This is a genomic window from Allobranchiibius huperziae (assembly GCF_013410455.1).
Lineage (GTDB): Bacteria > Actinomycetota > Actinomycetes > Actinomycetales > Dermatophilaceae > Allobranchiibius > Allobranchiibius huperziae.
Window position 1 is genome coordinate 1 of sequence record NZ_JACCFW010000002.1, and the last position, 21,517, is coordinate 21,517.

Genomic DNA, 21,517 nt, shown 5'->3' on the forward strand with positions numbered 1-21,517 from the left:
GGACATACCGGGGGCCTGCTCGTGGCGCAGGACCTCGAACGCCTCCCACAGATGACCCAGTCGGGTCCCTGCCTCGGCGTGCTTCCACCACCGTGCGCACCAGTGCGACGTGGTGTCACCATCGCGGCGCCGCCAGTTGCGCAGCAGGTACTCCACCACGAACTCATCCAGCGACCCGTAGTACTTGCGCACCGGCAGCGCCGCCGCGCCACCGTCGGCGTTGTGTACGACCTGCTCGTAGGACTTCTTGGTCGCTGCCGCTCGCTCCTGCGCCGCGCGCTGCGCGCGTTCGCTACGGCCTAGATCCATCCGTGCTTTCAACACGGCCGAGGAATCGCTCTGCGGCCGGCTGCGGGCCTCTTCTAGGCCCTGCTCAGCTCCCGCCAAGACGTCACCGGCATGTTGACGCGCCGCCGTCCTACGGGTCAGTGCGCGCTCCGCGGAGACCACTGCTCGCTGTGCCTGGGCCAGGCCCTGCTCTGCACGCACCTGCTGCGCCCCGGTGACAGTGCTCGATCCGGCCAAGTCCTCTACCGCGGCCTGGGCTACGAGCACCGCCCCACGGCAGTCCTCGGCCCTGCGATCGGCCTCCAGCTGGGCCTCTACGGCGTGGTCCAGCAACTCCTCGGCCGCCGACACGTCCGCCGCCGCCGTCGCCACGCGCGGACTCACCCTGGGTGCCTCGTCGATCGCCTCCTGCAACCGCGCCCGCGCCAACGTCAGCGCGTCGTCGGCCTCGGCCAGTTCGTTCGCCGCGCGCCGCGCGTCGGCCGCAGCCTGCGCGGCGACATCTCCCTCGTGTCGAGGGATCGCGGCGTGCGGTGGAGGTTGCGCCTCGACTGGCGCCGCTCGACGCGCGCCGGCGGTGCGGGTGGTGCTGCTCAACGCCACGAGTTCACCGCCCCCTGCCGGCGCGGCCAACCCGCAGCTTGGAACCGGCCTCGTCTTGCGGGTCGTCCTGCTCTGCCGGCGCGACACGAGCTGACGGCACCTGGATAGGACGAATCTCGTAGGGGTCCTGGATCGGGCCCCGCTCGGTACCGCCGGGCCCGTACGCCTGGATCGACGCGTCAATCAGCGGCGCCCAGTCATAGCTGGTCAGGTCTCGCAGTTCCAGCAGGATGGCCCGGGCACCGGTAGTGAACAGCACGCCACGGCCCGAAGGCATCGCACGCAAATCGGCCTCGGTGAAGATCTGCTCTTCACCGTTCTGCACGTTCACCGAGCGATGTCCGCGACTGCCGTGCGAGGTCGACTGCTGACGCACCTGGCGAGTACCAATCAACGTGACCAGAGCCCTTAGGTGCTCCGCATCGTTGATGCCCCGCCCGACGACCGCCACGTTGGCCGAGGACCACATCTTCTTGAAGCCCTCGCCCCACACCTCCGCACCCTGCACGTACGACTGCAGGATCGTGACCAGGATGATTCCGCGGCCACCGGCGTGGGAGTACAGGTTCGGCAGCTCAGGCCACCGGCAGACATTGGCGGCCTCGTCCAGGGAGAACAGCACCGGGGTCGACACCCGACCGCCGCACTCCTCGGCGTAGTCCTCCCCCGCCTGGTAGGTGGCCATCGTCAGCGCACCCGTGATTGCTCGCGCCGACCCCTCACCTTCCTTGGACAGCAGGTACAAGGTTTCGGCCTTGGATCGTACGAACGCCGCCGGATCAAACTGCCGCCGACCGTCGTCCTCGCCACGTGGTGCGACCCACTGCACGAACCGCGGGTCGCGCAGGAACCCGAAGTAGGACCGCGCGGTGCCGTACACCCCATCGCGCTGACCCTGATCGAGACCAAGAAAGTCTTCGATCTCCTCAGCCATCGCACCGAAGCCACCCTCCCGCAGTACCAGCAGCGGGTCGGGCACACCCGGTGCAGGACGGCGACCAGTGAGCCACTGCGGGATCCGCGTGATCGGCTCCCCGCCCAGGCGGGCTGCGACCAGCATGTTCGTGGCCAACTTCCGGCCCTCTGGCTCGAAGTAGGGATCAGCACCCTGCATGTCACTCGCACCCCGGGAAGAGGCCCACACCCCCACCAACTTCGCGGCCCGCTCAACGCTGGTCACAAACGAGATGGGATCCCACCACCAGCTCGCCTCACCCTGGGCAATGCGCTGTGGGTCGTTCAACCAACAACGGCCCCGCTGACTGCGGGGCCCGTACGTCGACTCATACACATCCGACTTGTTGCTCGTGGAGATCGCTGGTCCACCGTGAGTGACCAGCTGCGGAATGGCCACCGACCGGGACTTCCCTGCACGGGTTCCCATGATCCAAATCTGCGACCACTCATACAGCCCATACAGCGGGCGGCGACCCGCCACCGCGGTACCCAGCGGCACACCGATCCCGGCCTGCTGCGACCCCAGACGTTTCGCGTCTGCCCTTGCGTGCGGCTCCGACATTTCCTTCAGATCGGCTCGGCCAGACATCGAACGAGCCCGGTCGTCCGTCCACACCCGGGAACGCCGGTACCGCACCACCATCACCACGACGATGGCCACCAAGGCCAGCAGGACCACGTACAACGCCACCGCCGCCGCGATGGCCGTGGTGGACCAGGACCGACCACCCAGACACCACCCGACATAGGCGGGGCCCACGAGGACAGCGGCGCCTGCGATGACGCAGATCAGGATGATCCAGGGCAGTTCGGACTGGCCGGGGTCGGATCGTTTGTTGGGTCGGTTGCTCATTGGCGGTGCCTCCTGTCGTGGCGGGTGGGTTGATGTGTCAGAAGGGCCACCACCCAGGCCCCGAGGCGGTTGAGCACACGGTCGACGGCCGTGATGCGGTGGTGCTCTATCGGTAGCGACCGGTGGCCGGGCTGGATGCTCATGCGTCGTCCTCGACGTCGGTGGTTTCTCGGGAGGACCAGGTCTCCTGCAGGTTCTGCCAGGCGGCGTTGGTGTTGCCGATCGCCAGCTCCGCCGGCGTCAGTGCGACGTGGAAGGGGATACCGGGCTTCTTGCCCGTTTTCAGGAGAAAGTTGCCTTGCCCGGGGGCGGCTTCGGCTTGGCCGGTTTCGGGGTTGACGGTGCCTTCCATCGACCAGTCGGTGATCATCTCCCGCTCACGGCGGGACATCCCGAACACTTTGGACAGGTTGCCCATCTCGCCCTCGGCCAGGCCGCCAAGGAACACCATCTCGGAGCGTTCGACGAAGCCTCGGGCCTTCTTGGTGGCGTCCTCGGTGGCCAGGGTCAGGTCGTCCATCGTGTGAGTGATCAGGAGCTGCCCGATCATCCGTGCCCGGTTCAGCCGGGTGATGGCGTTAACCCGGTCGACCATGAACGGTGCCGCGTTGAGGGCGAGCCATAGTTCGTCCATCACCAGCAGGTACACGCGCCGTTCGGCCAGGCCGGCGTCGGCCAGGTACTTGGCGGCGTTGACGCACGCGGAGCCGTAGGACCAGCAGACCAGCTGCAGCCCTGCCTGCAGGACCTGGTCGTCGTCCTCGACCGCACTCATGTCGAACGAGACCGCGCAGTCCAACGGCATCGCGGTGGTGGTCCGCCGGGCGAATGTGTCCCCGTAGGGTCCGTCGGCGCCCAGGGTCAGCAGTGCGTCGATGAGTCGTTCGACGCGCACGTTGTACCTGCTGTCGTTCTCTTCGCGGTCTTGCACGATCGCCCGGATTGCCGGTGGGCGTTCCTCGATCTTGGTCCGTAGGTCAGCGATGACCGCATCACCGGTCAGATCGGGGTCAACCAGCCGTAGCGCGGTCGACAGGACGTTGACCTCGTGCGGCTGCAGCTCGGACCCGGACAGTTCGCACAGGCCGCGGACGACATTCAGGCGCCGCCCTTCCAGGTCGGCGCGGGCCTTCTTGGCCAGCTGCGCAGGAAGGTCGGGGATGCGGGCGGCCAGCGGCCCCACGTCGAGCGGGTTGACGTTCTCCTCCCCGCGGCCGACCTTGATCACCTGACCCTCCAGAGCGGTGATCAGGTCGGAGTAGTCCGGGCGCAGATCCGACAGCACGATCGGCAGCACGCCGTAGGCGGGCAGGACCGCGGCCATCTTGCGGACCAGGGAGGACTTCCCGAGTCCGGGGCGTCCGAGAACGAAACCGCTGGGGTTGTTGATGAGTCGTTTGAGGAACCAGGTCACCGGGTCCGCGCACACCGTGCCCCGCGTGAGCAGGTGCCGCCCCAGTGGGACGCCGACGACGGGGGTGCCGGAGCCGGCCGAGAACGGCCACAGCCCGCACACCTGCACCGACGAGCCGCGCCACTCCGGCGGCGAATCGACGATGACCGCTGCTCCCCCACCCTTCCCTGGCCAGCCGCGTTTGCCCGGCGCCACCGGACGGGCGGCAATGTTCGCCGCCCGTCGTGCCCGCACACCCGCGAACAGCCCGGACTTGCGCTGCGCGGCCTTCTGAGCGCCGTGGGTCGCTCCGGCGGTGCGCCAACCCCGTCGGGTGCCCTGCGCCCGGAGGTCTGACACCTGCTGCTCGCCGCTGCTGGACAGATTGTCCACGAACGGGTTAGGCGCCTCGGTGTCCGTGCTGCGGGTGGGCTCGGTGTTGGTGGTCATCACATGGCCTCTCGGATGCTGGTGGGCAACGTCATGTGTTCGGGCAGCACCAGTCCGATGGGTAGGGATGCGGCGAAGGCGACGTCCTGGGATCCCTTGGCGGACCGCAGCCGCAACCGGGCCGGCGCCGCCAAGGACGACGCGACGGTCTTACGTGCCAGCGGCAGCAGCTCCGGGTCCAAAACGGTTGCGGTCACGACAATCCCGAACCGCACCAGGGAGGCACCGGCGGCCTCTTCCTGCTCGGTCTTCAACGCGGCTTTGGCGTCACTGCCCTTGCGCGCGGTGACTCGCCGGCCCTCCGAGGCGGCCCAGGTGGTGTTCTTCACGTCCCGGTCCACCGCCGCGGCGGACTGCTCCGGTGTCTGTGGCCGGTAGAGGATCGCGACCCGCTTGCGAGTCAGATCCCGGTGCGGCGCCAACAGCCCCGCCAACGTGGAGTCGTAGAACACTCCCCGTGGGGGTGCGGTCATCTGCCAAGAGCACGACACCGCCGACTCGTGCTCGTAGTGGTCGTACCCGGCGTGCGCGGCCATCGGGCCTGCCTGGTCCCACGACAGTCCCGTCCCGTCCTTGGTGCGAGCCTCTTCCACGTCCGCAGCAACGCTGGGGTCGTAGGCCACCCGGACGGTGTCGACCAGTTCCTGTGCGGTGCACGGTCGGCACCCGGTGCCCGCACCAGTCGCCTTCAACCCGTCCAACAAGCTCGGCAGGCGGGTGCCGATCTCCTCGGCCATCTGCGCGGTGGTGATCGCCTTGCCGCGGGCGCCCTCGATGGAGGGTTTGCCGGTGAACGTGACCGTTAACCGGGTGGTGATGACCGCCGACCCTGCTGCCCCTGCAACGGAGTCGGTGAGGACCTGCTGGGAGAACGCCGGCGACGACACATCCAGGTCCGCGAACGCGGCCCGCCGAAGACGGTGCCCGGTGTCGGGTGCGGTCTCGATGACCGCGGCCGCGGCGACGATGTCCCCGGTCTGACCCAACCCGGCGAGCCAGGCGCCCCAGTGGGCGACCTGGGAGTCGATGACGTGCTGGTCCACTCCCCCGGTCCCGGCGGCGTGGCACTCGATCACCACCGTGTGGTGATGGGTCGAGGGGATCGTGATGAGCCCGAACGGTTGCCCCAACGAGTCATGCCACTTCGTGAGTTCACTCGCGGCGGCCAGGCCCGGGAGGCGGACCTTCCCGTCGGGTGCGTGCCCGACCGGGCCCTGGCGCAGCAGCGTCAGCCCGGCCTTCTCCGCGCGACGGTGCCGCGCCCACCGAGCAGTCCGCACATACGGGTTCAACCCCGACGGGTGCGGGATCAGCATCACCGCGGACACCGCCAAGGTGACCAGGATCAACCCCAGGCCCAGCAGGAGGTGCCCGCTGATGCTGACCCCAATCAGCACCAGCGCGGCCAGGCCGACACCGGCCAGGAACACCGGTGGCAACCCGAACAGGCCGGGGACCTTCGGTTGGCGCAGGTTGCCGTACGTGACCCGCTTTGGGCCCAAACCCTCAGTTGCCGTGATGTCACTCATGCCCCACCTCTTCTGCTCCGTCAGGAACGGCGCCCTGCGCCATGTCATTGAGTTGCTGGACGGCTTGCCCGCCCAGCTGTGCCGCGGTGCTACCAGCGGAGGACCCACCGCCTGAACCGCTGCCGCCACCGGTGGGGGCGCCTGAGGGCACCGCGCCGGATCCGGACGGGCTCACACCCCCGGGGGCCGCATCGCCGCCACCAGCGGAGGAACCAGCCGGCAAACCCGACTCGGAGCCAGAACCGCTGGAGGAGCCGGAACTGGTGCCGCCACCGCTGGGCGAACCACCGCCGGAGGAGCTGATGCTGCCCCCGCTCGGCGAGCTACCACCGTCGTCGGACGGCATGATCCCGCCGCTGTCGCCGGAGCCACCGGAGTCGCTCTCGCCGCCCGCTCCGCCGGGCAGAACGCCACCGCCGGGCATGCCACCGCCGGAGGAGTCCCCACCGGACGAACCGCCGCCCTTCGGGCCGGCGCCTTCACCACCGCCGGTCATGCCGCCACCGGTGAGGCCACCTCCACCGCCACCGGTGCTGGCCATCGACGCACCGCCACCGCCGGCGGCTGCGCCCGCGCCGGAGGCACCAGCGGAGGCGCCCATGGTGCCGATGGCGACAGCCCCGGTGGCCACAGCACCGAGTGCCGCTCCGCCGGAGAACGCCCCGGAGGAGCCCATTGCGGCCATCGGGACCAGGAACTTGATCAGCGACGGCAACGCCAGAGCGGCCAGGACCAGGATGGTGATGCCGTAGATGCCGTTCATCAGCCCGGCGGTGGTCTTGTTCGGATCCCCGGGTGAGTGCAGGAGTTTGAATCCGGTCGCGTAGATCGTGGCCGCAACGGGCTTGTAGATGGTGAACGCGAACATCAGCATCAGGGCCCGCTTGAACCGTGCCCAGCCCTCTTCGGAGTAGGAGTCCGCGGCGAAGACGGGGATGAACACTGCCAGGACGTAGATCACCGCGCCGCGTACGACCATGAACACGATCTGCATGAGGGAGGCCAGGATCAGCAGCAGGAACAGCAGGAACCACGCGCCTAGGGCGTTGTTGACCTCTGCTCCCCCACCACTGCCGATGCTCTCTTTGATGATCGCGGTGAACGCGTCCCCGGGGGTGTTCTTGCCGGTGGCTTGTTCCAGGATCCAGTCGGAGTACCCGTTGCCGGCCTCTAGGAAGATCGAGAAGACCGCTGTTGTCAGCGAGGAGGCGACGGTCAGCACGACCAGCCCGCGGATCAGCTCACGGGCGGACTGGCCGGCCTTGTTGGTCCATACCAATCGGCCCACCCCGAGGATGAACCCGAACGTGGCCAGGACCGCGATGATGTAGGACTCATCCCCCACCAGCGACGCAATCTGACCCCCGGACGACGTCGATGCGCCCAGCTGCGGGTCGGGGACCTTCACCCAGAACGTCGCGACCGTTTTCAGCATCTGCTGGGCGCCGTTTGCAAACGCTGCGACGACCTCCTCGAACCCGGTTTTGGCCAGCGACTTGGTGACGCACTCCAGCGGGTTGATCGGGTTGATGCAGAACTTCGCCGGTGCCGGCCCCGGCATCATGAGGTGGGCCCCACGTTGGACGCGCTCATCGAGATGTACGGGCTGAGGCTGGGGACCTGGACCGCGTTGGCCACGCCAGTGACCTGCCCGTTGACCTTCCAATCACCGCCGGACCAGATCATCGGCATGGTCTGCTCGACGTACTCGTCCTGCACCGTGACGACGATCTTGACCAGGCATTCCGACTGGGTGCAGGCCTGTGTCAGGAAGCCTGAGAACACGGCATTGGATGCATCGGCCGGGAGGGCGTCCGATGCATCTCGGCCGGGCCCGGGTGTGTAGTTCAGCAAGAGCGCTGCATGCGCGTTAGACGTGCTACCGGCCGCCGCAATGTTGAACGCTGCGATGACCGCCCCGGTCGGCGAGTCCTGGAAACAGGACCGCAGGGTGCCCCCGGGGCCGGTGATCTTTTTCGGCCCCGCCGAGGGCGACACCGGGGTCGCCAGTGAGCCCACGAGCTTCCATGTCGCGGGGATCGCTGCGGTCGGTACCAGCGTGTTCCCGCCGGGCACGTTGCACCCTCCTGCTGCGGGTGCGCTGGTGGGTGAGCTTCTTCCGGGCAGAGTGCCGGTGCCCGTGGTGCCCACGGTGGGTGAGGCGGTGACGGTCCGGGTCGGGGTCGCGGTTGACCCGGACCCGCCGCCGCTGAGCAGGATCCATAGCAGGCCGGCGATGACCAGCACGATCACGCCACCGGCTGCCCACCACACCGGGGAGCTGGCGATGCCGCCACCGGCGGTGTCGTCGTTGTCGTTGTTGTCCTCGCGAGCCATGCCCGCCTCCTTGGGAGTTGAAGGGTGCGGGTGGGGTCAGACGATGCTGACGCCGGTGAGGGTGGCGATGAAGGTGGTCGCGGAGCCGACGACGACGGCACCGACCAGGGAGATGCCGATGATTTTCACGCCGTGGATCTCTCGTCCTTCGATCATTCCGATGACCAGGTAGGCGATGCCGCCGATGAAGCCCAGCACGCATAGCAGCGCGACGGCCCACATGGACCAGCCGACGACCTTGGTCAGGCCGTCGACGCCGGGGGGCTTCTGGATCCCGGACGCGGACAGGCGGCTGGTGATGTTGGCGGCGGTACGGGTGGTGACGGTGGTGGTGCTCATGACGGGTTCCCTTCGTTGGTGGTGCTGTTGGTGGTTCGTGGTGCGCTGATCGCGCGAAGTTGGTTGACGGTGCGGCGCACCCGGATCGGTGCGGCCGAGATCTCCGGGTCGGTGTGGGTGCGCCAGGATTCGACCCACCCGATCCGCCAGGTCCGCGGCAGGATCTGCATGACCTGCCGGCACGCAGACAGCTGGGCTTTGCCCATGCGGGGTCCGTCGTCGACCAGGACCAGGCCGAGTAGCTGCACGTCCGCGAGTTGCCCTGCGGCCCAGACCTGTCCGGCGCGTTGCACCGCGGCCAGGCCGGCGGCGTGGGTGCGCGCAACGAGGAGAACCCGTGGGGTCCCGCCGAGGGGGACCTTCGTGCCGGCGTCGACCGCGACGTGATCCCCCAGCAGCGCGGCAAGCGTGCTGGTGCCCGCTCCCCCGTGCAGACCCACCACATGGGTGCGGGCCTCCGGCCTAGCGAACGTCCGCGGCAGGGACGCCCCCACCGGGGCCTGGATCCCCAACGGCCGGACGGGACCGGTCGCGGCGAGCTGGTCGCCGAGCAGCGGGTCGACCGGCAGGTGCTCCGGCTCTGGCGGCTCCGGCGCCTTAACCGGGAGGAACGGGTTGACCGGGGCCGGGTCCCTCCGGCCCCGGGACAGGGACGGGGCGCTCATGCGGTGTGCGCCCTCTGTTGGCCCAGTCCGTCGGCGACCATCGCGGCGGCGTGCCGCCACGCGACCTGGGTGTCCGGGCGCAGCCCGTCCAGGCGCAGATGCGCGGCGCGCATCCCCGGGTCGTACGGGATCGGCGCCGCGGCGCGGGCCAACGCCTCGAACCGGGCCAGGTACTCCGCGCTGGGCGCTTCGTCCTGATCGGCATGGGCGACGACCACGACCGCGTCATCGGCCAGCTGCGCGGCGGCGTCGCCTTGTTTGCGCAGGTCATCCAGCACCAACCGGGCTGCTTCGGCGTGATCCGGGCGGGTGGTGGTGGCCACCACCAGCTGGTCGGTGTGCTCAATCATCCGCAACCAGTTCGCCGCACTCTCGTCGTTGCCGGAGTCGATGAAGATCAACCGGTAGTACCTGCTCGCGACGCGGTGCAACGCGTCGAAGTCGGATGTGGTCAGCCGCTCTTCGGGGGCGATGGAGTGCGGGTTGGACCGCAGGACGTCGAACTTGTCCTCGGTCTGGTGGTGCACGAACGCGGCCAGGTCCGCCGCCCGCGCCTCGGGGCGCATCAGCTCATCAGCAGACGCGAGCAGGTCCCGCACGTGGGCCTCGTGGGGCCCTTCCTCGGTGCGCCAGCCCATCGTTCCGCGGGTCTCGTTGTTGTCCCACGCCAAGCACCCCGCGCCACCCCAGCGGGCGAACATTGCCGCCAGGAGCACCGCGGTCGGCGTTTTCGATGCCCCGCCTTTGGGGTTGACCATGGTGATGGTCCGGGGTCCGGCCCAGTGCTGGGAGATTGCCCGCAGTTCCGCTCGTTCGGTGATCTGCTCCGGGGTCGGGCCCTCGGCCCGCTTCTCCAGGCCGATGCTCTGCAGGAACCCGTGCCACCCGCCGACCTTGGTCGGCGTCGTCATCCCAGAGAACGCCTCGTCCGCACCCGGCAGGAACGTCACCGACGCACGTCGCTCCGCCCGCGACTGCGGCACCTCTTCCGGGGCCACCGCTGCGATCGACTGCTGGACCGGGGTGTCCGTTTTGCGATCTGTATACGGTGTACGCGCTGGGTGATCCTGCGGGGTGTCCTGCGCGGTAGGGGTTGTCGCAGGCGCAGTGGCGCGGCTCTCCGCGGCAGGCGGCACAGGTGCGGTCCCGACGGACGTGACGGTGCCGTCGGGACCGACCTGCAGCTGCTGGGTGCCTCCGTCATCGACGGCGGTCACCTGCACCACACCGCTGGCCTGGGAGGCGATGTGCGCGATCGCGGCCTGGTGGACGCTACTGCCGGCGGCGACGGGGATGACCTGTCCGTCGAGGATGAATTGGCCCTCCCCGACGATCAGCATCCGCACCGAGCTGGTGGCTTCGCTCGAGGTGTGCTGGGTGTTCTGTGTCATGTGCCTCTCCCGTCGTGGTCCTGCTGGTCTGTGAGTGAGCTGGTGATGGTTAAGGGGTCTGGTCGTAGACCTGCGTGACCCGCCACGGCGCGGTGGCGGCCGTCCGGCGGCAGGTGACGATCCACACCGCCGTGGCCGGTTTGCTGGTCCAGTTCCCGGTGCCGTGCCCGGTGCTGGTGACGTCGACCTGGCGGACGGCGAGGGTGGGGCTGTCGCCGGTTTGGTCCGGGACGTCGGTCATCGGGACCGTCTTCGCGACGGCGGTGGTCCACCCGTGATGCGCCGTCAGCACGGTCCAGGCCGCTCCCCCACCGCCATTGCCCGTCAGCGGTAGCTTCACCGCGGCCGCCAGGGGCGCACCGAGCAGCGGCTCCGCGCGTCGTTCGGCGTCCAGGGTGGTGGTGTCCAAGGCGGTGTCCTGGGTGGCGAACACCCGCATCACCGACGCCGCGACCGCGGACGCGTCTTTCTGGTTCACCCCACCGAGGTCTGGTGCCCCGCCGCGCGGGGTGCCTGCCCGTCCGGCCGGGAGGGTCGTGGTCGGAATGGTCGGTGTCGCCGAGCTGGTTGCCGGCGATGTGACGGTGTGTGACGGCGTGACGGTCACCGTCACCGCAGCCTTGGTGCGTTTGTCGGCGCACCCGGTCAGCGCCATGGAGCCGATCACCACGGTGATCGCGACAGACGTGCGTGCAGCGCGCATGGTCACTTCTTCCGGTAGTAGACGGCGTTGGGGTGACCGGCGTAGAGCACCGTGGAGGATTGACGGGCTTGGGGCGCGAATCCGACGTGGCCGGGGTAGCCGTAGGAGCCCTCCACGAAGTTGCCGGAGAACCCCGGGACCGACCCGACGTACATCCACACGTGCGTCAGGCCCCCGCCGTTGCTGATCCCGATGTCCCCGGGGCGCAGTTGCGACAGGCTCAGGGATGAGGCGGAGCCGAGGGGCTGCCAGTGCGCGGCCATCCACGCCTCCTGGACCGGGACGAACCCCGCGCCCTGGGCGAGTACGCCGTTGTTGTTGTAGGTGGGGTCGACCGCGGTCGTCGCGATGAGGGACACCGTCGCCGAGCAGTGGTCACCCTCCGGGCGCCCGACCGGGACCTCGCCGGGTTGGTGGGCGTAGAAGTGCCCGGACGTGCGTGCGGCGTTGACCGCGGTGGTGTACTGCGGCATCTGGGCGAGGTGGTCTTGGCCCTGGTTGGTGTGCCATGCGTACGCCAGCACCGTCTGCGCCAGTGACGCCCCAGCGGCCAGTCCCCCACCGGGCAGGGTGAACTGGGCCAGGAACTTGCGAATGTTCGCGACGTAGGCCGGGGTCTGCCCGTTCTGTGGGACACCCCCGGCGCCTTGGACCGCGCCGAGGCCGGCGTTGTACGCCGCCCACGCCAAATCGTTCGGATCACCCTTGACCGCGCCCGCTTTGAGCAGCGAGCTGACCTGGCCGTACAGGGCGCACATGAAGTGCGCCTGCGCCGGGATCGCGTCCCCGGGGTCCAGGGGTGAGTTGGTGCCGTTGTGGTTGTAGTCCTGACCCCACGTCTTCCACGTACCGGGCATGAACTGCGCGATCCCCTGCGCCCCCACCGCGCTGGTCGCGTTGACGTTGAAGTTGGACTCCGCTTTCAGCTGGGCGGCAATGTCGGGTGCGGTGATGCCCGGGCACACCGTCCCGGCGGCCTGAATCAGCGGGACCAGATCCGCGGGGATCCCAGCCGGGTTTAACCCGCCGCCGCCGCTGCCTCCACTCGGCGTCGGTGAGGCACCGGACACGGCGACCACGACCATCACCGGGATCGCGGCCACCCCCAGCACCGCGCCGCCGATGCCCTTACCGCCCACGGTTACTTCCCACCCGCACTGCTAGAGCCCTTTGCGGCAGGCTTCTTCGTTGCCTTCGGCTTCGAGGTGGGCGATGGCTTCTTGGCCGGCGTGGGCGGTGCCGTCGTGGCAGGCACGCTGGAGGGGGTGCTCGTTGCCGAGGGTGTCGATGCCGCGGTGCTGGGCAGTAGGTACAGGCGGGCCGTGTCGTCGGCCGAACCGATGACCAACGCCGAGGTGCCCACGGTCCCAGCCGGGATGACCGGGTCACTCGCGCCGGTGGCCCCATTGGTGTTGTTCAGCGTCGACGTGGTGCCGGTGCTGGCCCCGCCCAGCGGGGTGCCCGTCACCGAGGCGGCGACGGTCTGCTGGTCAGCGTTGGTGCACCAGATGACCTGATCCCCCGCCTGCCGGGCGGTCCACCCCGCTGGCAGCTGGTGCAGACCCCCGGTGCGCAGATCAACCACCGAGGAACCAAGCACCCCAAGTGTGCCCGAGGGTGAGACCAGTAGCGGTGAGGCCGCGTTCTGGGTGTTGATCGACCCCGTGGTCCACCTGGCACGCAACCCGTCCAGCGCGGTCGCGCGCAGGAGCACCGCCCCGGTCGTGGTGGCCTTGGCCGGGGTCCACTGCTGAACCAGCGTGGTGTCGGTGACCGCAACGGTCGTGCCGCCGGTCCATCCCTTCGGGGCCGACAGCGCGGTCGGGTTGCCCGCCACGGTGGGCGAGCTGACCTTCCACGCATGCCCCCCGCTGTCGGTGGCCAGCAACGTGTCCTTGGGCAGGATCGCCACCGCGCGCCCGCCAGGGGGCAGCGCACGCGTCACTAGCTTGCCGCCCAAACCCACGATCGAGACCGTGGTCTGTGACCGGGGAATGATCGGCCCCGCCGGCGTCAACACCACCGCGGTATCGATGCCTGCCGTGGGCACCGGCCACTCCCCCAGCCGCTGCCCGGTCATCGACCAGGCGCTCACTTCTGTGTCGGTGGCCACCATCACCACCGGAACACCCGCGACGCGGCCCAGAGTCGGGCCGGTCGTGATCGAGGATCCCGCAAGGTCCTTACTCCACACAGGGGCGCCGGTGCGTGCGCTCAACGCGCTCAACGCCATCTCGCCGCTGCCGTGAGTCGTGACGGCGTAGATCGACGAGCCGTTGACCGCGACCGGTGAGGCTGTCTGCTGAGTGGCATCGACCGCAGCCACGGCCGCGGATGACCAGAAGGCCTGCGGTGACCAGCCCACCGGGGCGGCCACTGGCAGTTCCGTCGGCGTCGCTGACGGCGTGACTGTTCGGGTAACCGCAGGATGCGGAGCCGGTCCGGAACCGTGGTGCGCGACCGCGATGCCGCCGATCCCGCCTCCAACCAGCAGAACCGCAGTGCCCAGCACCGCCACGCGTGCCCCAGTTCGTTTCTGACCGCTGCGCTGGGTGCTGCCCGCCGCCTCGGCTGAGTCCCACGAATCCGTCATTGGCCACACCCGCCCGTCGGCATCGACGACCATTGGCCAGGTATTGCCTGCCTCGTCTTCTGCGATTGCGCGGATTGCCTGGATGGAACCCTCCCGGGCAGCCGCGCGAGCAGCGACCACCTGCACCCCTGCCTCTTGCGGCGTCATTCCTGGCGGCACGGCCACCGGTTCTCCGTCTACCGTCACGTGGCCGCGAATAAGAGCCATTCGCACCTCGGGGAACACCTGCACCGCGGCTGGGTCGAATGGGTCGTCAGCCATAAGCAACAGCCCCCCGACCCTGACGGGCGATCAGACCGGCCGATGACGGGGAGGAAACCGCCGGTCCAATCGAGCCCGCCAGGGCGTTCAACAGCGCATCCGCGTGCTCAATCCGCAGGATGTGCGCAGACCACTTCTCTAGAGACGCAGCATGCAGCTCGGGCTTCTGCAGGCAGCTCGCGTCCTGCTCAGCCGCTACGGCGCAATGGGCTGCCTTGTCTCTGAAAGCTTTCAACGCCGACATCAAATCCGCGAGATGACCTGGCCCGCGCAACGTCACCGAGGTGCGCGACGCACGCATCTGCACCAAGCCCGGCACCGCCTTGGCGATCACGTCGCCCATCACCGAAGGGTGTGATCCCTCCGGCAGTGGCATTCGAACGTTGAACGTCACTTCGGTGCCTCCAGTGCTCGGCGGGCAACCGGCAAGAAGCTGCACGGCTGCTAGTCAGCACGCTAGCATCTAAAGATGAGTTCTGCATCTATGGATGAGATAGGCCGAACCTGTCTACGCCTACGGACAGCAAGATGGTTGGGTAGGGCGGTGGCCCAGACCTCGGTGAGCGAGAAGGTGGACTTTCTCTTCAAAAACGTTCCCGCAGTCACCGGCGACCCCGCTTCTCCGGCTGCGGCCGTCGCTTGGATCGCCGAACAAGACGGCCCCACCTACAGCTCAGGCCATCTTCGAAACGTTCGCAGCGGACACCGGTCGGGAGCGCCCTCGTTCGAGCTGCTCAGCTGGTTAGCCCGCTACTTCGCCATCCCTATCGAATTTTTCAGTGACAACGACGTCGAGTTAGCCATCCGCACCGACATTGCCCGCCTGCAAACTGAAGCCGTGGCTCTTCGATCGGAGCTCGCCACCAAGGTCTTCTCCATGACTCCCGAACAGCTCGCTGAGCTACGCGCTCATCTGGACGACCATTGACTCGACCAGGTCTCGAAGACCACGCTGCAAGACACCTTCGGCCTGACGACCACTCAACACCGCGCACGGGATGCGCTCTGCCGCCTCATGCACCATCTGCGACACTTCGGCCACCACTGAGGACTGGGCCGGCTGGGTGTGCTGCGACATCTTGTGCTCCTCCCCGGAGTTTCCTTAGGTTCCATATGACCACGGGACAGGGCCTCACGAAATGCCGCAGCAGTAAGTTTTGAGTAAAGACGTGTATTCTGAGAGAATTGTCCATGGCTGAACCGGTACAGATCCCCTCGTTCGCGGAACGTTTGGTCATGGCCCTGGAGGCGGCGGGGATGTCGATCCCCGATCTGCAGCGGCAGATGCGTCTGCTGGGCGTCGAGCGAACCCCGGGATATCTCTACAACTTGTGCACCGGAGCACGATCAAACCCCACGTTTGAAACGATCGCCGCATGCATCCACGCGACCAACGCCGACCCCCGATGGTTCTTCGTTGAGACCCTCGACCCCGGATTCTCTCCCGCAGACGTGCTCTGGGGCACCCTGGCAAGTGAGCTGGAAGGGCCGCCCCGTCGCTGAGCGCCTTCTAGGCGGTCGTAGTGGCGACTCCGGCCTGCCGCACCTGGTCGGAGCTAAGAGCGACGGCGCACGTCGCCAGCGACAGCAACCCCAGCACCACGATCCCTGCGGAGATCGAGCCGGCGGCCGCCGCGCCGGCCACGATCAGGTACCCCAGCGGTTCAAGCTGCAGTCCGAGTAGCAACGGCGCCAGCATCCTGCCGGTGACCTCTCCGTCGTTGCTGAGGTCTTTTGCGCGTACCCGGGCATACCCGGTCAGGTACGGGCCCATGGGTCCTGTGGTGATGCCGATCAGTGTCACCGCTATGGCGTAGACCGGCGCCGAGCTGGTCAGTCCTGCGACCAGCGCGGCGATCGCGGCGATGCTGGCGCCGATGAGTGCCGTTCGCACGTGATGCCGGGCTTGGTCCTTACGATGGATGGCCCACAGTGTCCCGATCAAGATGCCGGCGATGAAGCCGCCGAACGACACCCCGTACCAAGCCGCGGCCCAGTGATAGTGCCTTGCCAGCAGCGCTGCCCCCACTGTCACCGCTCCACCGCCGGTCATTGAGGTCACGGCCTGAACCGGGTACGTGCGTATCAGGACCGGCTGTGCTCGCACGAGACGCATTCCGGCGCGCACATCACCCAGGATTCCCTCGGTATCAACCCTCTCCTGGGGAAATCCGACCAACCTGGACGTGCGGCCGTAAAGGACCGCCGCGGCGATAAGCAGGAGGACGAACACCACAGCCGATGTCGTGAGGCCGCCGGCGGTACCCAGCACGACGCCACCAGTCACCGCCCCCAACGTCTGTGCGATCCGACCAATGAGGCGATCGGCATCGACCGCGTCGCTGGACAGCTCCGTGGTAGGCAGAAAGTAGTTCGGATAGGCCTCCACCGCTGGCTCGTGGTAGCCCTCCATGCCGTCCCAGACGACAGCAACCGCGGTGAGCACCCATAACAGCGTGGTGCGTCCACTGAACGGGGTTGCCACCGCCCAGACGACGGCGACAGCGATCCTCAAAGCGCTAGTGACCAGCAGTACGCGGCCAGCGCCGAATGCGTCGCTGGCCGCACCGCCAAAGACCAGCAGCAGGATGGCGGGGAGGGTGCCCAGCGTCATGATTGCGGCGTACACCCAGTGGTTGGCGCTGCTGGCGACCCAGGCCACCACGGCCAACCACAGCGTGCCGGCGAAACGGTCTACACCCACAGCGGCGCCGAACCGGCGATACCCCTGGTTTGCGAAAACCCTTCTGACCGGCGCGGGGATCACCTGGCGCAGCTGGGACCCCCTTGAGACGAACGTGCTCACTTCTCCCCCGTCAACAGCACTGCGTTCGCGGCTGCGTAAACCGACCGCACCCCCTCCATGTCGGCAGGGTGTTCCTTGGCTCGAGCGAGCCACTTCATCATGACCTGGTAGATCTCTTCCGACATCGCGTCCAGTTCGCCGGCCGTCAGTCGCGCCACGATCTCAAACGACAGGGCGGCCTGCGTCCACTCCTCCGGGTCGCGATCACGTCGGCGCAACCACTCCCGCAGGATGGTTTGCTGGTTGATGACGAACGCTTCTAACCACTGCTGAAGAGCCCGCTGCTGATCGCCGGTGTGCAGCACATCAGTCAACCTCAAGCCGCCCGGGACGACCTGCCACCACCGCCAGCGATCCTGCTTCTCCCCTACTGACGACATCGCGAAGCCAGCCTTGCGCAGGTTCTGCAGATGCTTCAGAACACTGGCCTCGGACAACCCTGCTGGGCCCATGACATCCCTCGCGTGAGCAGGACCAGCTCCCAGCAGGAAAACCCACACCCGCCAACAGAACGGGTTGGTCACTACTGCCAGCACCTCGGGGGTCGGGTCCGGCGTACGCCGCGCGAGATCCCCCTCATCCCACTCGATCACGGCGCAACCCTACTGGGGCGGATGGGCGGAAAACCGGCGCAGAACCCCTCTAACCAGCGCCCTGACGCGAGTAGTCTGCGAATGTCGGATTTCCAAGGAGGAACGTCATGCATTGCAGCGGGCGAGTCGGTAACGGCGGCTGAAACAGCCCCCACACCAGACATCAGCGGGAGCAGGGCCACCAGATGGTGCCCTGCTCTCGCCACGACTAGCCCCGGACGACACGCCGAGGGCACTGGTTCCCCACCGCCAGCGACCACTGCGTGCCATAGTTCGACAATGGACCACCGGACATGGCGCAGCCATGAGCGATCGGCAGAGATCCGCACTCGGATGACCCCGGACGAGAAGGCTGAAATTGAAGCCTCCGCTCGCGCAGCTGGCGTCACTGTGCAGGACTACGTCTGGGCCAAAGCCCTCGGCCGTCCATACCCGCCGCGCCGTCGCGCTGGCACTACTCGACAGGCACAGGAGTTGCCACTGACCGGATCCTGATCAGGGCAGTGCCCTGACACGACAAAGGCCGCCGTTACAGCGGCGGCCTGTCGTCTAGCACTTAAGTTCTGCGCCGGTTACCAGCCGGCTACGAATCCGCACCATCAGGAGAGGTGGCTTCGTGCTGCCCACAATACCTCAGCTTCATGCTGCCGAAAAGTCTTTCAACCAACGTGTCTCCGCTGGCGCGCAAGTGGAGGTCCCAAGCCTGCCCGCGGCCCGCCGGTCCACTCAGCTGCGCCTTGCACAGCGCGCTAGTCGACGTCGGGCGCCGTGGGGAACGGGGGTCGGCCCGGGACAACCCCCGCGGAGGGTGCGGCGTGCGCTTCCACGGTGGTCATGCCGGCGCACGTACGTCACATTGATTCGCAGCGTGGCCCGCTCCCCCGAATGTGTCGCGGTCTGTAAGCGGCGCGACATCGCCGTCGCGACCTGGATCGCCACGATGACCGCCGCCGCAATCAAGGCCGACACCAGCACCGGGATGTGCTGGGCCCCGTATGAGGCCGTCGGGGCCATGGTTAATCGCGAGAACAAGGCCGTCCAGCGGGCCATGAACGTCGCCCGAGACCTCGGACTGGCGCTAGAGGTCTACCGCGCACGTCAACTCGGACGCGAAGAGCGCCTCCAGCTGCACCGTGACTCTGGTGGCGCAGGGCACTCCCAACGAGGACTGACCTCAGGGTGGCAGCTGGCTGCAATTCCCCCCGCGACCGCCGCGAGGTTTTCCACACCTCGCTCCGGTCGCTTCACTATGTGGTCACGCTTCGACCACCTTCCCCCTTGGGGGGGCTTTTCCCCTACATCTCACATCGGAACACATCACCTATGCACCCTGACGGGCACAACGGAGACCGCTTCGCGGCCCCTGCCTCAACGAAAACGGGTCCGAGCCGACCCGCGGACCCGCTCGTTGGCGGCTGAGTTGGCCCGCATCGTGCCCTGGCTGGCACGTGAGAGCCCCGGACGCCTCTGGCCATGCTTGAACAGGTTCGCCACTGCCTCACCGGCGTGGAGCGCCGCAGACGTGCTCGGCGCACTACGCGACGCAGCAACCCGGAACGGACGGGAACTGGCCCAGCTGGACACCGCCATGATCCGCACACGGCCGGCGATCCTGCTGGCCGGCCTGCTTCGACACCTCGACCCCGTGCAGGACTACCCCGGTCTCGCGTTCGACGGCGACCAAGTCCTGACTGACCAGCTATGCCACGTTTGCCACACCCGATCCGGGCGCGCCCGTGATCTGCCGATCACGCCAGTCGTCTGTGACCGGTGCTGGGCTGCTAGCGAGGAGCCGACGTGCACCAACCCAGATTGCCAAGACGGGTGGATCCACGTCGTCGGCGAGCATGACGACCTGGTCGCCGCGCGTCCCTGCCCCCACCTGCGGTGGCACCGCCAACAGCAAGAACGACGAGACGGCGCCTGGAACGCGGTCTCATTTGGTATCGACGTCGAGGAACCCCCGTTCTGAACCGTCCATCCTGGGCTCTAGCCAGCACCCGATCACCGTGGTTACCGTGCAGATCAATTGACCAGCCGGTCTACGAGCACCTAGGTCAGGGAGGACCCCAATGCAGCGACACACCGGAACCGGACGCATCACCGACGACACCCGAGGCACCGGCGGCTTCAGCCGCGGGGGCAGCGGCATCGACTCAACCCGCATCGGCGGAGGCCGCAACAGCGACTGACCCCCTTCATCAACTCAGAACGGCCGCGCCGGCACGTGCCGCTGGCGCGGCCGTTCTGTGTGGTCACCAGGCGGTGGGCACCTTCGTGATCTGTCGTGGCCGCTTGTCCGTCACCCCGGGCAGATCACGACATACCCAGCAGGCGACCGCTGGCATCATGGGCTCGTCCAGCGGCACAAACTCGTAGGCCGGGATCTCCGTCTCCCCACCACCTCCGCGCGACCTATGAACCCGATACCCGATGAGGTGACATTGGCCAAACTGCACTGACACCGGTCGCGCTCGGTGGCCCACTACTCGACATACGAAAACACCTGCGCCCCGGCCCCAAGCGATCAACGCCAGCAGCGCAACCATCATCACAGTGCACCCGACGACCTCGCCGCTTGCTGTGCTCATCCCAGCATTTTGGCACCGTGATCATCGCTCGGGGCGACTGATGCGCGCGGAGGCTCGTCACGGCTAGCGATGGTTCAGCCACCCTCGCTACCGCTTTAACAGGTCAGCACCCTCACCAGCACCGGCCTACATCGCTAGCGTGGTCCAAAGGCAGCACCGGTCGAGCAGGCCCCCCTTTCTCCCGGTGCTGCCGTAAACGCTAGCAGCTAACTGGTACAAACAGTGAGCTGCCGGCTGTTAGATGAAGGGTTTCTCGCCTTCTCCGCTGGTCGAACGGTGGTGGAGTCGGCTCAGTTCGACCATCATGCAGTCGGTGTGGACCGGTGCAGTCCCGGCATCCGGCGCAAGTGGGGTGTCGCAGAACGATTGTGCGTGCCCGTTGATGGTGAGCACACCGTGCAGGAGGCCGTCGGTGCCGAGATGGAAGTAGCGGTCCGTGGTGGTTGTCATGCGTAGTCCTTCCGGTTCATGGTGAGCGGCTCACTGTTACCCAGTGTGAGTGTCTAGCGGTTAGGCACGAGCGCGTCGGCCGGGGCGTAAAGCTGCGACGACGGGAAGCTCGGTCCGTCCGGTGCGGTCCTGGTAGCTGCCCTGGGCGCGGGCGATCGCGACCCGGACGGCAGTGACCGCAAAGTCGCTATTGGACCGCTGCACCGTTAGCTCGGCGAAGTCGGCCGCTATGGCCGCGTCCAGGTCGTCCACGGAGGCCTGGGGGATGAAGTACTGCCTGGAGAGTCCTCGACCGGGTTCAGCAGCTACGGCCCCTTGAATGGCTCGGACACGGTCTTGCACACTCATGCGGGCCACCGTGCTGATCGCGGCTGCGATCCACTCTCGGAACGTCGCCGGAGTGGCCGGGTCGATCTCTTGCTCGGCGGTGAACGCGCCGCGGGCCAGTTCCAAGGTGCCCGGCTTCCACCACATGTTGAACTCCACGAAACCCGGTGGCGGTTCGTTTTTGCGGCGCGTCCTGGCGGCGGCGGGTCGTGCGGGCTGCTCCCCCACTGGCGCAGCTGCAGGTTCCTTCTTCGCTGACGTGGGGGCCGGCTGCGTCTCACGTGGCGAGGGCAACTGTTCGGGTGCTGCCACGGCGGCAGCGGGCGTGGGGTCGGCGTAGTGGCCCTGGGCCAGCACGGAGCGGCGGGGCTCGCGTTTGGTCGGCATG

Annotated in this window: 22 protein-coding genes; 4 read left to right on the forward strand and 18 right to left on the reverse strand. The window is 67.8% G+C overall.

Features of this window, described 5'->3' with window-relative positions; all coding sequences use genetic code 11:
- The 13 genes from HNR15_RS17170 to HNR15_RS17230 form a co-directional block, all read right to left on the reverse strand.
- A partial coding sequence (locus tag HNR15_RS17170) for a DUF4913 domain-containing protein (RefSeq protein WP_179483846.1) occupies nt 1-885 on the reverse strand: 885 nt, incomplete at its 3' end.
- Nucleotides 886-895: 10 nt separating this feature from the next.
- Nucleotides 896-2,701 carry a type IV secretory system conjugative DNA transfer family protein gene (locus tag HNR15_RS17175; RefSeq protein WP_179483847.1) on the reverse strand — a complete coding sequence of 602 codons (1,806 nt, stop codon included), beginning with the start codon at nt 2,699-2,701 and terminating at the stop codon, nt 896-898.
- Nucleotides 2,702-2,840: 139 nt separating this feature from the next.
- Nucleotides 2,841-4,544, reverse strand: a complete 1,704-nt coding sequence (locus HNR15_RS17180; RefSeq protein ID WP_179483848.1) for a hypothetical protein — start codon at nt 4,542-4,544, stop codon at nt 2,841-2,843.
- The gene (locus HNR15_RS17185) at nt 4,544-6,073 is read right to left on the reverse strand and encodes an SCO6880 family protein (RefSeq protein WP_179483849.1); all 1,530 of its coding nucleotides are present in this window, start codon (nt 6,071-6,073) and stop codon (nt 4,544-4,546) included. The genes HNR15_RS17180 and HNR15_RS17185 overlap by 1 nt, the downstream gene beginning before the upstream one ends.
- The gene (locus tag HNR15_RS17190) at nt 6,066-7,637 is read right to left on the reverse strand and encodes a hypothetical protein (protein ID WP_179483850.1); all 1,572 of its coding nucleotides are present in this window, start codon (nt 7,635-7,637) and stop codon (nt 6,066-6,068) included. Before HNR15_RS17190 ends, HNR15_RS17185 begins: the two co-directional genes overlap by 8 nt.
- A complete protein-coding gene (locus HNR15_RS17195; RefSeq protein ID WP_179483851.1) occupies nt 7,634-8,410 on the reverse strand; it encodes a DUF8175 domain-containg protein in 777 nt (258 codons plus the stop codon). The genes HNR15_RS17190 and HNR15_RS17195 overlap by 4 nt, the downstream gene beginning before the upstream one ends.
- A gap of 36 nt (nt 8,411-8,446) precedes the next feature.
- Entirely contained in the window at nt 8,447-8,749 is a 303-nt protein-coding gene (locus tag HNR15_RS17200; protein WP_179483852.1) for a hypothetical protein, read from the reverse strand.
- Nucleotides 8,746-9,414 (reverse strand): DUF6668 family protein, encoded by a 669-nt coding sequence (locus HNR15_RS17205; protein WP_179483853.1) that lies wholly within the window; start codon nt 9,412-9,414, stop codon nt 8,746-8,748. The genes HNR15_RS17200 and HNR15_RS17205 overlap by 4 nt, the downstream gene beginning before the upstream one ends.
- Complete coding sequence (locus HNR15_RS17210) at nt 9,411-10,805, reverse strand: ATPase (RefSeq protein WP_179483854.1); 1,395 nt, start codon at nt 10,803-10,805, stop codon at nt 9,411-9,413. The genes HNR15_RS17205 and HNR15_RS17210 overlap by 4 nt, the downstream gene beginning before the upstream one ends.
- 49 nt (nt 10,806-10,854) lie before the next feature.
- On the reverse strand, nt 10,855-11,508 hold the full coding sequence (locus tag HNR15_RS17215) for a hypothetical protein (RefSeq protein ID WP_179483855.1): 654 nt from the start codon (nt 11,506-11,508) through the stop codon (nt 10,855-10,857).
- A gap of 2 nt (nt 11,509-11,510) precedes the next feature.
- Nucleotides 11,511-12,647, reverse strand: a complete 1,137-nt coding sequence (locus HNR15_RS17220; protein WP_179483856.1) for a transglycosylase SLT domain-containing protein — start codon at nt 12,645-12,647, stop codon at nt 11,511-11,513.
- Between the two features lie 2 nt (nt 12,648-12,649).
- Nucleotides 12,650-13,885, reverse strand: a complete 1,236-nt coding sequence (locus HNR15_RS17225) for a hypothetical protein (RefSeq protein WP_179483857.1) — start codon at nt 13,883-13,885, stop codon at nt 12,650-12,652.
- A 469-nt stretch (nt 13,886-14,354) separates the two neighbouring features.
- On the reverse strand, nt 14,355-14,705 hold the full coding sequence (locus tag HNR15_RS17230) for a hypothetical protein (protein ID WP_179483858.1): 351 nt from the start codon (nt 14,703-14,705) through the stop codon (nt 14,355-14,357).
- A gap of 201 nt (nt 14,706-14,906) precedes the next feature.
- Here HNR15_RS17230 and HNR15_RS17235 point away from each other — a divergent pair, with 201 nt between their 5' ends.
- Nucleotides 14,907-15,290: a hypothetical protein gene (locus tag HNR15_RS17235; protein ID WP_179483859.1), complete on the forward strand. Its 384-nt coding sequence runs from the start codon at nt 14,907-14,909 to the stop codon at nt 15,288-15,290.
- Here HNR15_RS17235 and HNR15_RS17240 read toward each other — a convergent pair.
- Nucleotides 15,264-15,440 carry a hypothetical protein gene (locus tag HNR15_RS17240; RefSeq protein ID WP_179483860.1) on the reverse strand — a complete coding sequence of 59 codons (177 nt, stop codon included), beginning with the start codon at nt 15,438-15,440 and terminating at the stop codon, nt 15,264-15,266. The two genes, HNR15_RS17235 and HNR15_RS17240, sit on opposite strands and share 27 nt — an antisense overlap.
- A 113-nt stretch (nt 15,441-15,553) precedes the next feature.
- On the opposite strand from HNR15_RS17240, the gene HNR15_RS17245 reads away from it, so the two are divergent.
- Nucleotides 15,554-15,865, forward strand: a complete 312-nt coding sequence (locus HNR15_RS17245; protein WP_179483861.1) for a helix-turn-helix transcriptional regulator — start codon at nt 15,554-15,556, stop codon at nt 15,863-15,865.
- A 7-nt stretch (nt 15,866-15,872) separates the two neighbouring features.
- On the opposite strand, the gene HNR15_RS17250 is transcribed toward HNR15_RS17245, so the two are convergent.
- The gene (locus HNR15_RS17250; RefSeq protein ID WP_179483862.1) at nt 15,873-17,168 is read right to left on the reverse strand and encodes an MFS transporter; all 1,296 of its coding nucleotides are present in this window, start codon (nt 17,166-17,168) and stop codon (nt 15,873-15,875) included.
- Nucleotides 17,165-17,761 (reverse strand): helix-turn-helix domain-containing protein, encoded by a 597-nt coding sequence (locus HNR15_RS17255; protein WP_179483863.1) that lies wholly within the window; start codon nt 17,759-17,761, stop codon nt 17,165-17,167. Before HNR15_RS17255 ends, HNR15_RS17250 begins: the two co-directional genes overlap by 4 nt.
- Nucleotides 17,762-18,040: 279 nt before the next feature.
- Here HNR15_RS17255 and HNR15_RS19000 point away from each other — a divergent pair, with 279 nt between their 5' ends.
- Nucleotides 18,041-18,256, forward strand: coding sequence for a plasmid mobilization protein (locus HNR15_RS19000; RefSeq protein WP_425484567.1), 216 nt, complete (start codon nt 18,041-18,043; stop codon nt 18,254-18,256).
- Nucleotides 18,257-19,283: 1,027 nt separating this feature from the next.
- Complete coding sequence (locus HNR15_RS17260) at nt 19,284-19,733, forward strand: hypothetical protein (RefSeq protein WP_179483864.1); 450 nt, start codon at nt 19,284-19,286, stop codon at nt 19,731-19,733.
- Between the two features lie 856 nt (nt 19,734-20,589).
- On the opposite strand, the gene HNR15_RS17265 is transcribed toward HNR15_RS17260, so the two are convergent.
- The gene (locus HNR15_RS17265) at nt 20,590-20,802 is read right to left on the reverse strand and encodes a hypothetical protein (protein WP_179483865.1); all 213 of its coding nucleotides are present in this window, start codon (nt 20,800-20,802) and stop codon (nt 20,590-20,592) included.
- Nucleotides 20,803-20,862: 60 nt separating this feature from the next.
- Complete coding sequence (locus tag HNR15_RS17270; RefSeq protein ID WP_179483866.1) at nt 20,863-21,516, reverse strand: hypothetical protein; 654 nt, start codon at nt 21,514-21,516, stop codon at nt 20,863-20,865.
- Nucleotide 21,517: the final 1 nt, after the last annotated feature.

Bases quoted from the DNA above. Each gene is read 5' to 3' on its own strand.
- HNR15_RS17265 (WP_179483865.1), bottom strand. From the start codon at position 20,802: ATGACAACCACCACGGACCGCTACTTCCATCTCGGCACCGACGGCCTC.
- HNR15_RS17230 (WP_179483858.1), bottom strand. From the start codon at position 14,705: ATGGGCGACGTGATCGCCAAGGCGGTGCCGGGCTTGGTGCAGATGCGT.
- HNR15_RS17245 (WP_179483861.1), top strand. From the start codon at position 15,554: ATGGCTGAACCGGTACAGATCCCCTCGTTCGCGGAACGTTTGGTCATG.
- HNR15_RS17200 (WP_179483852.1), bottom strand. From the start codon at position 8,749: ATGAGCACCACCACCGTCACCACCCGTACCGCCGCCAACATCACCAGC.
- HNR15_RS17240 (WP_179483860.1), bottom strand. From the start codon at position 15,440: ATGTCGCAGCACACCCAGCCGGCCCAGTCCTCAGTGGTGGCCGAAGTG.
- HNR15_RS17175 (WP_179483847.1), bottom strand. From the start codon at position 2,701: ATGAGCAACCGACCCAACAAACGATCCGACCCCGGCCAGTCCGAACTG.
- HNR15_RS17180 (WP_179483848.1), bottom strand. From the start codon at position 4,544: ATGACCACCAACACCGAGCCCACCCGCAGCACGGACACCGAGGCGCCT.
- HNR15_RS17215 (WP_179483855.1), bottom strand. From the start codon at position 11,508: ATGCGCGCTGCACGCACGTCTGTCGCGATCACCGTGGTGATCGGCTCC.
- HNR15_RS17205 (WP_179483853.1), bottom strand. From the start codon at position 9,414: ATGAGCGCCCCGTCCCTGTCCCGGGGCCGGAGGGACCCGGCCCCGGTC.
- HNR15_RS17210 (WP_179483854.1), bottom strand. From the start codon at position 10,805: ATGACACAGAACACCCAGCACACCTCGAGCGAAGCCACCAGCTCGGTG.
- HNR15_RS17270 (WP_179483866.1), bottom strand. From the start codon at position 21,516: ATGCCGACCAAACGCGAGCCCCGCCGCTCCGTGCTGGCCCAGGGCCAC.
- HNR15_RS17195 (WP_179483851.1), bottom strand. From the start codon at position 8,410: ATGGCTCGCGAGGACAACAACGACAACGACGACACCGCCGGTGGCGGC.
- HNR15_RS17185 (WP_179483849.1), bottom strand. From the start codon at position 6,073: ATGAGTGACATCACGGCAACTGAGGGTTTGGGCCCAAAGCGGGTCACG.
- HNR15_RS19000 (WP_425484567.1), top strand. From the start codon at position 18,041: ATGGACCACCGGACATGGCGCAGCCATGAGCGATCGGCAGAGATCCGC.
- HNR15_RS17190 (WP_179483850.1), bottom strand. From the start codon at position 7,637: ATGATGCCGGGGCCGGCACCGGCGAAGTTCTGCATCAACCCGATCAAC.